10 protein-coding genes are annotated in these 12,506 nt (G+C 63.9%); 6 read left to right on the top strand and 4 right to left on the bottom strand.

Annotated elements, in window-relative coordinates; translation table 11 throughout:
* Positions 1-203: 203 nt before the first annotated feature.
* From RS897_RS04825 to RS897_RS04810, 4 genes are all read left to right on the top strand, one after another.
* Positions 204-1,043, top strand: coding sequence for an aldo/keto reductase (locus tag RS897_RS04825; RefSeq protein ID WP_315838522.1), 840 nt, complete (start codon positions 204-206; stop codon positions 1,041-1,043).
* Between the two features lie 56 nt (positions 1,044-1,099).
* Entirely contained in the window at positions 1,100-2,677 is a 1,578-nt protein-coding gene (locus RS897_RS04820) for a gamma-glutamyltransferase family protein (protein ID WP_315835457.1), read from the top strand.
* 123 nt (positions 2,678-2,800) lie between these two features.
* Positions 2,801-4,525 (top strand): phospholipase C, encoded by a 1,725-nt coding sequence (locus RS897_RS04815; RefSeq protein WP_315835456.1) that lies wholly within the window; start codon positions 2,801-2,803, stop codon positions 4,523-4,525.
* Positions 4,526-4,541: 16 nt separating this feature from the next.
* The gene (locus RS897_RS04810) at positions 4,542-5,870 is read left to right on the top strand and encodes a cytochrome-c peroxidase (protein WP_315835455.1); all 1,329 of its coding nucleotides are present in this window, start codon (positions 4,542-4,544) and stop codon (positions 5,868-5,870) included.
* Positions 5,871-5,874: 4 nt separating this feature from the next.
* On the opposite strand, the gene RS897_RS04805 is transcribed toward RS897_RS04810, so the two are convergent.
* Positions 5,875-6,195, bottom strand: a complete 321-nt coding sequence (locus RS897_RS04805) for a hypothetical protein (protein ID WP_315835454.1) — start codon at positions 6,193-6,195, stop codon at positions 5,875-5,877.
* 341 nt (positions 6,196-6,536) lie between these two features.
* Positions 6,537-7,445 carry a LysR substrate-binding domain-containing protein gene (locus tag RS897_RS04800; RefSeq protein ID WP_315835453.1) on the bottom strand — a complete coding sequence of 303 codons (909 nt, stop codon included), beginning with the start codon at positions 7,443-7,445 and terminating at the stop codon, positions 6,537-6,539.
* A gap of 243 nt (positions 7,446-7,688) precedes the next feature.
* On the opposite strand from RS897_RS04800, the gene RS897_RS04795 reads away from it, so the two are divergent.
* Positions 7,689-9,404 (top strand): acyl-CoA dehydrogenase family protein, encoded by a 1,716-nt coding sequence (locus tag RS897_RS04795; protein WP_315835452.1) that lies wholly within the window; start codon positions 7,689-7,691, stop codon positions 9,402-9,404.
* Between the two features lie 172 nt (positions 9,405-9,576).
* On the opposite strand, the gene RS897_RS04790 is transcribed toward RS897_RS04795, so the two are convergent.
* Entirely contained in the window at positions 9,577-9,867 is a 291-nt protein-coding gene (locus tag RS897_RS04790; protein WP_315835451.1) for a hypothetical protein, read from the bottom strand.
* A gap of 147 nt (positions 9,868-10,014) precedes the next feature.
* Positions 10,015-11,205: an ABC transporter substrate-binding protein gene (locus RS897_RS04785; protein WP_315835450.1), complete on the bottom strand. Its 1,191-nt coding sequence runs from the start codon at positions 11,203-11,205 to the stop codon at positions 10,015-10,017.
* Positions 11,206-11,535: 330 nt separating this feature from the next.
* Here RS897_RS04785 and RS897_RS04780 point away from each other — a divergent pair, with 330 nt between their 5' ends.
* Positions 11,536-12,261, top strand: a complete 726-nt coding sequence (locus tag RS897_RS04780) for a FadR/GntR family transcriptional regulator (RefSeq protein WP_315835449.1) — start codon at positions 11,536-11,538, stop codon at positions 12,259-12,261.
* The last annotated feature ends 245 nt before the right edge of the window (positions 12,262-12,506 follow it).

Genomic DNA, 12,506 nt, shown 5'->3' with positions numbered 1-12,506 from the left:
AATTGCAGGCCATTATTGCGGGAAGAACGGGCAGAAAAGGCGGCAAATTCAGAAAAACAATCGGCCGGCTGAAGATTCCTTGTGAACGTCCCCGTCCATGCGATACATCGCGAAGCTGCCTGTCAAACTCCGCCATGGGTTCCCACGAATGGGGGGCCGATAAGGCGATCCAGCGTGCCCGCGAGTGAATGCTCATGACCCAGATGATGCAACGTCCGTTTGGTCCCACAGGACATGACGTGTCCGTGATCGGGCAGGGCACCTGGTACATCGACCATGGCGATCGCAAGCGGGCGGTGGCGAGCCTGCAGCGCGGGCTCGATCTCGGTATGACCCACATCGACACCGCCGAGATGTATGGCGACGCCGAACTGGTGGTGGCGGAGGCGATCGCCGGTCGGCGCGACGACTGCTTCCTGGTATCCAAGGTGTTGCCGAGCAACGCCTCGCGGCGCGGCACCATCACCGCCTGCGAGCGTTCGCTCAAGCGGCTCGGGACGGACCGGCTGGATTGTTACCTGTTGCACTGGCGTGGCGGCTTTGCGCTGGAGGACACCGTCGCCGCGTTCGAGCAACTGATGAGCGCCGGAAAACTCCGTTCCTGGGGCGTCAGCAATTTCGATGTCGACGATCTCGATGAGCTGCTTGCGGTGGCGGGCGAGGGCCGCATCGCCTGCAATCAGGTGCTGTACCATCTGCAGGAGCGCGCCATCGAGCACGCGGTGATTCCCTGGTGCGAGCGCCACAAGGTGGCCGTGGTCGCCTATTCGCCGTTCGGTCATAACGAGTTTCCGGAGGCGCGCTCCGCTGGCGGCAAAGTGCTGGCCGGGATCGCATCGCGTCACGGCGCCACGCCGCGGCAGGTGGCGCTCGCGTTCCTGGCGCGACGCCCCCAGGTGTTTCCGATTCCGAAGGCGTCCTCCGCCGATCACGCCGCCGACAATGCCGGCGCCGGCCGGCTGACGCTGAGCGCTGAAGATATCGCCGAGCTCGACAAGGCATTTCCACGCGGCCCAAAACCGCGCCATCTGCCGATGCTCTGACAGCACAGAACTCAAAAACAGCAACTCAAGAACAACAAGAAAGCGAGACACTTCCAATGCGCGATTTCATGGTTCCGGGACGGTCGATGGCGGTCGGCGAACGCGGCATGGCCGCGACCTCCCATCCGCAGGCAACGCTGGCGGCGCTTGGTGTGCTGCAGGCCGGCGGCAACGCCATGGATGCGGCGCTGGCCGCGGTGGCGGTGCAATGCGTGGTCGAACCGGCGATGACCGGGATCGGCGGCGATTGTTTCGTGCTGTATTCGCCCAAGGGTGGCGCGCCGGTGGCCTATAATGGATCCGGCCGCGCGCCGGCCGGCACCGATCTCGACAAACTCAAGCGCGAAGGGTTGACCCAGATCGCGCCGACCTCGACGACTGCGGTGACCATCCCCGGCGCCATCGATGCCTGGTGTTTTCTCAACGCGACCCATGGCTCGCTGCCGCTGGAGCGGGTTCTGCAGCCGGCGATCGATGCCGCCGAGAACGGCTTTCGCGTCACGCCGCGCGTCGCGTTTGACTGGGGCCGCTTCAAGACCAAGCTGGAGACCAATGCTGCCGCCGCGGCGCAATTCCTGCCCGGTGGCCGTGCCCCCGAGATTGGCGAACTGCGGTCGCAGCCGGCGCTCGGCAAGACACTGCGCCGGATCGCGCGCGAGGGGCGCTCCGCCTTCTACGAAGGCGAGGTACCGCAGGAAATCGCCGGCGAATTGCAGCGGCTCGGCGGCAGCCATACGGCCGAGGATTTCGCCGCCCATCGTGGCGAGGTGGTGACGCCGATCACGGCACCCTATCGCGATCACGACGTCTATCAGTGTCCGCCGAACGGGCAGGGGCTGGCGGCGCTGATGATCCTGCGGATGCTGGCGGGATATGACATCAAGGCGCTGTCGGATGCGGATCGCGTCCACGTGCTGGCGGAGGCCACCAAGGCGGCCTATCGCGCCCGCGACGCCTATTTCTGCGATCCCGCATTCGGGCCGCTCGATGCCTCGCATTTCACCGGCGATGATTACATCGCGCGCCTGCGCGGCAACATCACGCTGCCGCGCGCCACCGCGGCGGTGGACTGGGACATGATCGAGCATCGCGACACGGTCTATCTCACCGTGGTCGACCGCGATCTCAACACCGTGTCGTTTATCAATTCGCTGTTCGCCGCCTTCGGCAGTGCGATCTATGCGCCGAAATCCGGCGTGTTGCTGCACAACCGCGGCTGGGGTTTCCAGCTCGATGCGGCGCATCCCAATGCGCTGGCGCCGCGCAAACGCCCCATGCACACCATCATTCCCGGCCTGGTGATGAAGGGTGGCCGCGCGGTGATGCCGTTCGGCGTGATGGGCGGCCACTATCAGGCCACTGGCCACGCCAATTTCCTGTCCAACGTGTTCGATCTCGGCATGGACATCCAGTCCGCATCCGACGCGCCGCGGTCTTTTGCCTTTGGCGGTGCGCTGCAGCTGGAGCCGACCTTTGGTCGCGCGCTCGGCGACGATCTGGCGCAGCGCGGCCACAAGCTCGACTGGGTCGATGCCCCGCTCGGCGGCTGTCAGGCGATCTATATCGATCACGCCCGCGGTGTCCTGCTCGGCGCCAGCGACCACCGCAAGGACGGTATGGCGCTGGGATACTAAGGCGAGGTCCGCGGTCATCTTCTCTTGGTGGCCGCGTCAAACTGACACAGGCATGTCATCTGCCACGATTAATGGTCGTACGTCGAATTGTCGCACGTCGACGTCATAAATCTGGGGCAATCAATGAAAGCCAGGCTTCTTGCTACGGCCGCGATGTTCGCGGTCGCGACGGTACTTGTGTGTAGCACACAGATCTTCGGCGGTCAGGTCCTCGCCGGTCAGGACGATCGCGATCACGACCATGACCGCGATCATCGCGATCCGCATCACGCCCATACGCAGACGCCGATCAAGCATATCGTGGTCATCTTCAACGAGAACCGCTCGTTCGACCATTATTTCGCGACCTATCCGAACGCGGCCAATCCGCCGGGGTCGCTTCGCTTCATTGCCAAGCCGCATACGCCTGAGGTGAACAACCTCGCCAACGCCAATCTCTTGGTCAACAATCCGAATACCAATCCGGCCAACGGCACCGGGGCGACGAACCCGTTCCGCCTCGACCGCACCCAGGCCAACACGCGTTCGCAGAACCACGCCTACACGCCTGAGCAGCAGGCCTACGACAACGGCAAGTCCGACCTGTTTCCGCTCTACACCGGCCGCGGCACCGCCGGCGGCGTCGGCGCCTTCGGCACCAACGGGCAGGTGATGGGCTATTTCGACGGCAACACCGTCACCGCGATGTGGAATTACGCCCAGCATTTCGCCATGAACGACAATGCTTATACCGACACCTATGGGCCGTCGACGCCGGGCGCGATCGAGGTGATCTCCGGCCAGACCAATGGCGTGCAGAACATCATCGGCACCTCATCGTCTGTCGCTGACGGCCACGGCGGTCTGACGCTGATCGGCGACACCGACCCGGGCTACGACCAGTGCTCGAGCACGACAAGCACGATGTTGATGTCGGGCAAGAACATCGGCGACATGCTCAATGCCGAGCAGATCAGCTGGGGCAGCTTCATGGGCGGCTTCGACCTCACGCTCAAGAACGCCAACGGCACCACCAACTGCGCGCGCAGCACCTTTTCGAGCAACGTGAACGGCACCATCGTGGACTACATCCCGCATCACGCCTGGTTCCAGTACTACAAGTCGACCGCGAACCCGACCCATGCGCGTCCCAGCTCGATCGAGGCCGTTGGCCACACCTTCGTGAAAAACAGCAGGACCGTGGATCCTGCCAACCACGCCTACGATCTCGAGGATTTCTATGCGGCGGTGAAGGCCGGCAATTTCCCGGCCGTCTCCTACATCAAGATGCCGGCCTATCAGGACGGTCATGCCGGCAATTCCGACCCGCTCGACGAGCAGGTGGGCAACGTCGAGCTCATCAACTTCCTGCAGAAGCAGCCGGAGTGGCGGGAGACCGCGGTCATCGTCACCTATGACGACTCCGACGGCTGGTATGACCACGCTTATGCCAGACCGACCAGCGCCTCCTACGATGCGACCGCTGATCAGGTCAACGGCCCCGGCTTGTGCGGCGCGGGCGTCGCCAGGCAGCCGCAACCGAAGGGCCTCGACGGCCAGCCGGTAAACGGCCGCTGCGGCCCGGGCACACGCATCCCGTTCCTGGTCATCTCGCCCTTTGCCAGGACGAACTTCGTCAGCCACACGCGCATTTCGCAGGCCTCCGTGGTGCGCTTCATCGAAGACAACTGGCTGCACGGCCAGCGTCTGGGCGGCGGCTCGTTCGACGAGAGCGCGGGATCGATCATGGACCTGTTCGATTTCGATCATGACCACGATCACGGCTACGACGATCGGCGGGACGCGCTGTTCCTCGATCCGGACGCTGGCACGGTCGTCGCCGGCGCGCCGGACGGCCACCACCACTAAGATCACCGGACACCAAATGAACAGCCGCATTGTGTGGCTCCTCGGCGCCGGCCTGCTCTGCATGGCCGGCGCCGTTTCCGCCGTCGAGGTGCAGGAACTTCCGGGAGCCAATTTGCACCCGATCAAGCTCGTGCGCCCGCGCGTCGCGCCGCTCTCCGCCATGGCGCAACTCGGCCGGCAGATTTTCTACGACGCATCGCTTTCATCGTCCGGAGCGCTGTCATGCGCGTCCTGTCACAGCCCGGACCACGCTTACGGGCCGCCCAATGATGGCCCGGTCATGCTCGGCGGTCCCTCCGTGTCGCGGCCGGGCGCGCGCTCCGTCCCGTCGCTGACCTATCTCGAACGCCAGCCGAACTTCAGCATCGGCCCCGACAAGGGCGACGACGACAACGTCATTGATCTCGCGCAGATGGCCGCGCTCGGCCAGCAGACCGCGCGTGCGCGGAAGGCCGCCGGAAGCGCCGCGTCGGCGGCGAATATCGTGCCCCAGGGCGGCCTGTTCTGGGACGGCCGCGCCGACACGCTGCAGGAGCAGGCGATTTTTCCACTGCTTGACCCCAACGAGATGGATGGCGGCAGCGTCGACGTGGTGGCGGATAAGCTGCGCCACGCGCCCTATGCCCAGCGGTTCGCCGAGCTGTTCGGCGGTGGCGTCTTCGACAATCGACGACTGCTGGTCGCGGAGGCGATGTTCGCGGTCGCGCGTTATCAGGTGGAAGAGCCGAGCTTCCATCCCTACACCAGCAAGTATGACTATTGGCTGGAAGGCAAGGCGCGGCTGAGCGAGAGCGAGTTGCACGGCCTGCAAGTGTTCAACGACCCCGACAAGGCCAATTGCGGCGGCTGCCATCCGGCGGCGCCGACTCGCGATGGTCTGCCGCCGCTCTTCACCGACCACCAGTACGAGGCGCTCGGCGCGCCGCGCAATGTCGCGCTCGCTGGCAATCGCGACCCCGGTTACTTCGACCTTGGCGCCTGTGGTCCGCAACGCACCGACATTGCCGAGCAGACGCAATACTGTGGCATGTTCCAGACGCCGACCTTGCGCAACACGGCGACCCGCCGCGCGTTCTTCCACAACGGCGCCTTCAGCAGCCTGCAGCAGGTGCTCGATTTCTACAATTTCCGCGATACGAATCCCGAGAAGGTCTATCCGCGCGCAGCGGACGGAACGGTGCGGAAATACGACGACCTGCCGGCGACGTATCACGCCAACGTCGACGTCATCGATCCTCCCTTCGATCGCCATCCAGGCGATACGCCGGCGATGACGGCGCAGGACGAAGCCGACATCATCGCCTTCCTGCAGACGTTGACGGACGGTTACCAGCCGGAGCGATGAGAGGCTACATGGTCCCGTACCCCATGAAGAAGCAGCGCCGCTCGCCGCTCATGGCGTGGCAGCGCCAGACCTTGCCGTCTTCGCTTGGCGTGGCCTGATCGAAGGGCACCAGCTCCTTGAAGCGGGTGAGCCAGACGCCGTCGGGACGCACCTGCACTTCGGCGGAATCCAGCATCTCGCAATCGGCAGGGCCGCAGCAGTGCACCCCGTCCTTGCCCTTGTAGGAACCTTCCGCGATCCAGTTCGGCCGGCCCGCGGCGTCGTGCGCGAGCGCCATGCGGGGAACACTCAGTCCGATCAGCAACAAGAAAATGATTGAGCGCATCACATCACCTCCTTGAGGTCGATGCTAAGCAGCAATCATGCCAATCACTGGTCTTGGGCCGCCGCTGCTGATCAGCCCTGCGGGTTTTGCACAGCGTTGTTGATCTCTGGTTGTCGGAGCCGTGATCACAATCTTCGCTTGTCGTTGTATTTGGGCGTGGTTTCCGGAAGATCGGATTCAAATTTGCTGTTCATGCGATCCGCAGTCTCGCGTCATGCTCTGACAGCTTGCAGCCGCTGCATGAAAAAGAGTCAGTTCCGGAAAAGCCACGAGTTCGCCATCATCGGCGCCCGGCATCCAGTGCGAGCGGCTTCGCGCGACTCATCTGCTGTTGTATGTTGTCAGCCTCGGCCTGATCGGCTCGTTGCGCGAGACTGTGTTTGCGCGACCTCGATCAGCTTGTCGAGCGCGGGTCGTTGCGTCTTGCCAGGTTTCCACACGCACCAGGTCTCCGACAGGATGTTCGATTGCTGGATCGGCACGAACGCGGCGCCGGCCATGTCAGATGATTTCAGCGTGCGCGGCACCAGTGCGACGCCGAGCCCATTGGCGACAAACGACACCACACTGAGCCAGTGCCGCACTTCATGGCGCACGGTCGGCATGAAGCCAGCAGCGAGGCAGGTCGCGATGATCGATTGGAAATAGTCCGGCGAGACATTGCGGGAGAACAGCACGAAGTCTTCGTGGGCGAGCCGGGACAGCCGCAATGTCCGTGCGCTGGCGCAGGGATGGTTCGCCGGCACGCAGGCCACGAAAGGTTCGGCGTGATAACGGAAGCCGTCGAGATGCTCCGGCGTGCCGCGGCCGTGGATGAAGCCGAGGTCGATCTCGTCGCGATGCAGCGCCTCGACCTGTTCGGTTGAGTTCAGCTCCTGCAGTGTGAGCGTGATGTCGGACGAGGCGGCACGAAACGCATCAAGGATCTTCGGCAGACCGCGATAGAGCATCGAACCGGCAAATCCAACGCGCAGCCGGCCACCCTTGCCCTCGGCGACCGCCCTCACCAGGGCACGGGTTTCCTCGGCCCGGCGCAGCAGCACCTGCGCTTCGCGCTGCAGTGCGACCCCAGCCGCGGTGAGGTCGACATTGCGGCTGGTGCGATCGAACAGTTTGGCGCCGATCTCCTCCTCGAGTTGGCGGATGGCGAGGCTCAGCGGCGGCTGCGACAACGCCAGCCGTTGCGCGGCGCGGCCGAAATGCTTTTCCTCGGCCAGCACGGAGAAATAACGCAGCTTGCGAAGGTCCATGGTGTGGCTCCGGAAAACGGATCGATACATATCATATATTGATCGATCAGGACTTAATATTGGACGGTATCAATGGGATGGGCGACGATGGCGGTCTATTCCGCTCATCCGAGGCCATGCCATGAAGGCTGATATCGATCTCGCTAGTGTCCCGCTTCGCAAGTTCGCTGCATTTTCAGCAATCTCCGTACGAACTTGCGAAGCGATAAGGACACTAGCCACTTCATATTTCTCGTGTGCTTTATGAACGCGAAGTTCCCGAAAGAGCTTGCCGCACCCGCAGGGGAACTTCGCGTTCAGCACACGAGCTCCATCCCCGACTCCCGCGGGATCAACCTGTATCGCGCCGACCGCGACGCCGCGGCGCTGTTCGCCCACTATCTGCCCGACGCGCTGTTTCGCCACTTGGCGCCGACCTTCGACCGGCTCGGGGGTCTCGCCGGCGGCCGGCTGGACGAACTCGCAGGGATCGCCGACCACAATCCGCCTGTTCTCTCCGTGCGCCGGCGCACCGGCGAGGATTGCAATGTGGTGGAGAAACATCCCGCCTATGTGGAGATGGAGCGGCTGGCGTTTTCCGAACTCGGGCTCGCTGCGATCTCGCATCGCGGCGCACTGGGCTGGTCGGAGCCGATGCCGCCGGTTGCGAAGTATGCGCTGACCTATCTGTTCGTGCAGGCCGAGTTTGGCCTGCTGTGCCCCGTCAACATGACGGACTCGCTGACCCGCACATTGAAGCGTTATGGCGATCCCAATCTGGTCGGCCGTTTCATTGAGCGGCTGACCACGCTCGATTTCGACGACCTGACCCAGGGCGCCATGTTCATGACCGAGCAGGGCGCGGGCTCCGATGTCGCCGCCACCTCGACCCGCGCCGCGCTGCAGCCGGACGGTATCTGGAAGCTGACCGGGGATAAATGGTTCTGCTCGAATGCCGATGCGGATCTCGCCTTCGTGCTGGCGCGCAGCGAGGACAATCCCGGCATGAAGGGGATTTCACTGTTCCTGATGCCCAAGGTCAGGGGTGACGGCCTGCCGAACGAGTACCGGATCCTGCGGCTGAAGGACAAGCTCGGCACCCGCTCGATGGCGAGTGGCGAAATCCGCATCGAGGGGGCGGAGGCCTATCTGGTCGGCGAGCGCGGACGCGGCTTCCATCAGATCGCCGACATGGTCAACAGCTCCAGGCTGTCGAACGGCGTGCGCGCCGCCGGCATGATGCGCCGCGCGGTCACCGAAGCGCTGTTCATTGCCCGCCGCCGCCAAGCCTTCGGCAAACGGCTGATCGAGCTGCCGCTGATGCGCCGCCAGTTGGCCAAGATGCTGGTGTGGACGGAGCAGGCCCGCAGCATGATGTTCCTGACATCGGACGCGCTGGACCGCGCCAACCGCAACGATCCCACCGGTCTCAAGCTCGCCCGCATCATGACGCCGCTGATGAAATTCCGCGCCTGCCGCGACGCTCGCAAGGTGACCGGCGACGCCATGGAGGTGCGCGGCGGCTGCGGCTACATCGAGGAATGGGCGGATGCGCGGCTCTTGCGCGATTCCCATCTCGGCTCGATCTGGGAGGGCACCTCCAACATCGTCGCGCTCGATGTCTCGCGTGCGATTGCGCGTGACGATGCGTTGCCGGCGCTGAAGGCATGGAATGAAGAGTTGTTGCGCGAGGCCGCGCTGGACGCGCCGGCCCATGCGCTGTTTGCATCGACGCTCGATCGCGCCTGCAGCTTTGCGGCGGAGGTCGCCGCCGGGAGATCCGATGTCTTGGCGCGGCAGGCCGCGTCCGGCCTTTATCACATCACGTCAGCGATCGGGCTCGCCCGCGAAGCGACGAAGATTGCCGCTCCGCATCGCCTGGCGTTGGCGCGGATGGTCCTGACACACCGGCTGTTACAGCGCGATCCGCTTAGCGGCGCGGACGATGGGGCTGATATCGACAGCGTGCTGGCGGGCTAACTCCGCGTTGAGAGCCGTAGCCCGGATGAGCGAAGCGACATCCGGGACTATCGTCAGACGTCAAACCCGGATATCGCTCCGCTCATCCGGGCTACGAGCTGAAGTTTTCGTTCCGATTCTATCGGAAACAAAAGCTTCAAGTGTTCAGGCTCGGTCGCGCGACATCGATGAATTATTTGGCGGCCCCCGCATTGACGCCGACATAAACCCCAGTCCACGGTTTCTCCGCCGTCACGGGCGGTGTCCTGGCGTGAAGCGGGGCAGCCGGCAGGCCGGCCTGCGTCGCCTTGTATGCGGCGGCCGCTGAGAGAGGGGCCGAGGTGGCGCGTGCTTTTTTCGATGTCGCGACCGGCTTGCTGTCGTGCATGCGGGCGCCGGAGGATGGCGTCGCATCCTCAGCGAAGGCGCTGCCGCCGACAGCGATGGCAAGGCAGACGAGACTTCCGAAAACGACGCGACGCATGACTGGCCTTTCCTTCAGGGGATCATCCGCTGACCGAGATAAATCCCGGGATATGTCGGATTTAGGTCAGCCGTAGCCCCGCGGGCCGAATCAAAAAGGGGAGCGACGGTTGAACCATCGCTCCCCCAATGGACCCGTTGCGCTATCTCACTTCGTCAGCGGGCAGCCGCTGTCCTTGGCCGAGGGGAAGGCCTTGTCGCCGGGAATGGTGGCGAGCTGCTTGTAATAGTCCCACGGCTTCTTGGAGTCCGACGGCTTCTTGACCTCGAACAGATAGAGGTCATGCACCATGCGGCCGTTCTCCTGCACCTTGCCCTGGGCGAAGGCGTCGTCGACCGGAAGCTCCTTCAGCTTCTTCACCACCGCGTCGCTGTCCTTGGTGCCGGCGGCCTTCACCGCCTTCAGATACTGCAGCGTCGAGGAGTAGGTGCCGGCCTGGATCATGTTGGGCATGCGGCCGGTGCGCTTGAAGAATTTTTCGGCGAAGGCGCGGGATTTGTCGTCGCGATCCCAGTAGAACGCTTCCGTCAGCACCAGGCCCTGCGCTGCCTGCAGGCCGAGGCCGTGCACTTCGGCGAGCGTCATCAAGAGGCCGGCCATCTTCTGGCCGCCGGCGACGATGCCGAATTCGGAGGCCTGCTTGATCGAGTTGATGGTGTCGAGGCCGGCATTGGCCAATCCCACCACCTTCGCCTTGGAGCTTTGGGCCTGGAGCAGGAACGAGGAGAAGTCGGACGAGTTCAGCGGATGGCGCACCGATCCCAGCACCTTGCCGCCCTTGGCCTTGACGATGTCGCTGGTGTCCTGCTCCAGCGAATAGCCGAAGGCATAGTCCGCGGTGAGGAAGAACCAGGTGTCGCCGCCCTGTTCGGTCAGCGCGCCGCCGGTGCCGACGCCCAGCGCGTGGGTGTCGAACGACCAGTGGAAACCGTAAGGCGTGCAGGCATCGCCGGTGATGCGCGAGGTGGCGGCACCCACCACGATGTCGATCTTCTTGGCCTGCTTGGACAGATCCTGGATCGCCAGCGCGACGGACGACGTGGTCAGTTCGGTGATCATGTCGACGCCGTCGACGTCATACCATTTGCGCGCGATGCTCACCGCAAGGTCCGGCTTGTTCTGGTGGTCGGCGGTGACCAGATCGATCTTTTGTCCCAGCACTTCGCCGCCGAAATCCTCGATCGCCATCTTGGCGGCTTCCACGGAGTATTTGCCGCCGTAGTCGGCGTAGACGCCGGACTGATCGTTGAGGATGCCGATCTTGACGCCCTGGGCCGTCGCGGCGCCACCCAGCAGCAGGCTGCAAGCGGCAACGGCGGACAAAAATCTCAGTTTCATAAATGCCTCCCGGCTTTTTATTTCAGTACAGCCGATTTGTTTCGGCGGGATGGTTCTACAGGAAAGTCATCGCCTCGCGCGATCAGACCTTTTTCCAAGATCAGCGCGGTCATGGCAGGTATCCGCAATCATGCTGCAGTCGCTGAAGCGTCTTGGACCAATTGAACCAGATCGCGCATGTGGCTCGACATATTCAGGCTCATGGCTGCGTCAAACCGTCCGAAAGTTGACGTATCAAGCCGATTGTCCGCGGCAACAATTTGCGCCATGGTCGCGCCGTTGGAGAACCAATGGTTCAATTGGTCTAGTTTGGTGAGCTGTGGCGCCCTGATGAACGCAAAACCTTTCGAATCGCCGCCGGCCTCGCTGAAAGCGTCGCCATCAGCCGCGCGTCTGCTCTCTCAGTTGCGCAAGATGATCGAGCAGGGCGAGTGGAAGCCCGGTGCGCAGCTTCCGACCGAGCGCGATCTGGCCCAGCGCTTTCGCTCCGCCCGCAACACCGTGCGCCGGGCGCTGAAGGTTCTCGAGGATGAGGGGCGGATTTATCGCGAGGTCGGCCGCGGCACGTTTGTCACGCCGTCGCCGCGCGCGCACGCCGATGATCTGACACGGCGGATCGAGAGCGCGAGTCCGCTCGAAATCATGGAAGTCCGGCTGATGGTGGAGCCGCAGGCGACCGAACTCGCCGCGGCGCGGGCCAATGGCGCCGAACTCGATGCCATGACCAGCTGCCTCGACCATGGCGAGGCCGCGGAGACGATCGCCGATTTCGAAATGTGGGACGGCCTGTTCCATCAGGCGCTGATCGCTGCTTGCCGCAACCAGCTCCTGATCGACATCTATGACGCGATCAATGCGGTGCGCCGGCAGGCGGAATGGGCGGCCTTGAAGGAGCGCACCATGACGCCGGAGCATCGCGCCCGGGTGCAGGCCCAGCACCGCCGGATCATCGCTGCGTTGCGGGCCCGCGACGCGAAGTCTGCGGCCGCCGAGATGCTCAGGCATCTGCAGGACGTCAAACGCAATCTGGTCGGCGCGCAGGTGCTGCTGGACTAAACATGAAGAGCTTGGGTCGAAACGGCTGCGGCAGTGCACGGCGCGCTCCCTCTCCCCGCCTGCGGGGAGAGGGTTGGGGTGAGGGGCCCTTCAATGGCTCGGAGCTCGTGGCTGCCCCCTCACCCGCCGCGCGAGGGCGCGGCGACCTCTCCCCGCAAGCGGGGCGAGGTGAGCCGCAAATGTGGAGAGGTCGGTTCAACCAAACGTCATCGCGCTTTGAATCAAGAAACATCGCAGGGAGAGAG

Origin of the sequence: Bradyrhizobium prioriisuperbiae (assembly GCF_032397745.1) — a bacterium.
In the GTDB taxonomy this organism is placed as follows: Bacteria; Pseudomonadota; Alphaproteobacteria; order Rhizobiales; family Xanthobacteraceae; genus Bradyrhizobium_A; species Bradyrhizobium_A prioriisuperbiae.
Note: the sequence above shows the minus strand (reverse complement) of the source record. Positions and strands in the feature narration are given on the sequence as shown.

What these genes read in the sequence shown, in the direction of transcription:
- RS897_RS04825 (WP_315838522.1), top strand. Translation starts at nt 204, where the DNA reads ATGATGCAACGTCCGTTTGGTCCCACAGGACATGACGTGTCCGTGATC.
- RS897_RS04820 (WP_315835457.1), top strand. Translation starts at nt 1,100, where the DNA reads ATGCGCGATTTCATGGTTCCGGGACGGTCGATGGCGGTCGGCGAACGC.
- RS897_RS04815 (WP_315835456.1), top strand. Translation starts at nt 2,801, where the DNA reads ATGAAAGCCAGGCTTCTTGCTACGGCCGCGATGTTCGCGGTCGCGACG.
- RS897_RS04810 (WP_315835455.1), top strand. Translation starts at nt 4,542, where the DNA reads ATGAACAGCCGCATTGTGTGGCTCCTCGGCGCCGGCCTGCTCTGCATG.
- RS897_RS04805 (WP_315835454.1), bottom strand. Translation starts at nt 6,195, where the DNA reads ATGCGCTCAATCATTTTCTTGTTGCTGATCGGACTGAGTGTTCCCCGC.
- RS897_RS04800 (WP_315835453.1), bottom strand. Translation starts at nt 7,445, where the DNA reads ATGGACCTTCGCAAGCTGCGTTATTTCTCCGTGCTGGCCGAGGAAAAG.
- RS897_RS04795 (WP_315835452.1), top strand. Translation starts at nt 7,689, where the DNA reads ATGAACGCGAAGTTCCCGAAAGAGCTTGCCGCACCCGCAGGGGAACTT.
- RS897_RS04790 (WP_315835451.1), bottom strand. Translation starts at nt 9,867, where the DNA reads ATGCGTCGCGTCGTTTTCGGAAGTCTCGTCTGCCTTGCCATCGCTGTC.
- RS897_RS04785 (WP_315835450.1), bottom strand. Translation starts at nt 11,205, where the DNA reads ATGAAACTGAGATTTTTGTCCGCCGTTGCCGCTTGCAGCCTGCTGCTG.
- RS897_RS04780 (WP_315835449.1), top strand. Translation starts at nt 11,536, where the DNA reads ATGAACGCAAAACCTTTCGAATCGCCGCCGGCCTCGCTGAAAGCGTCG.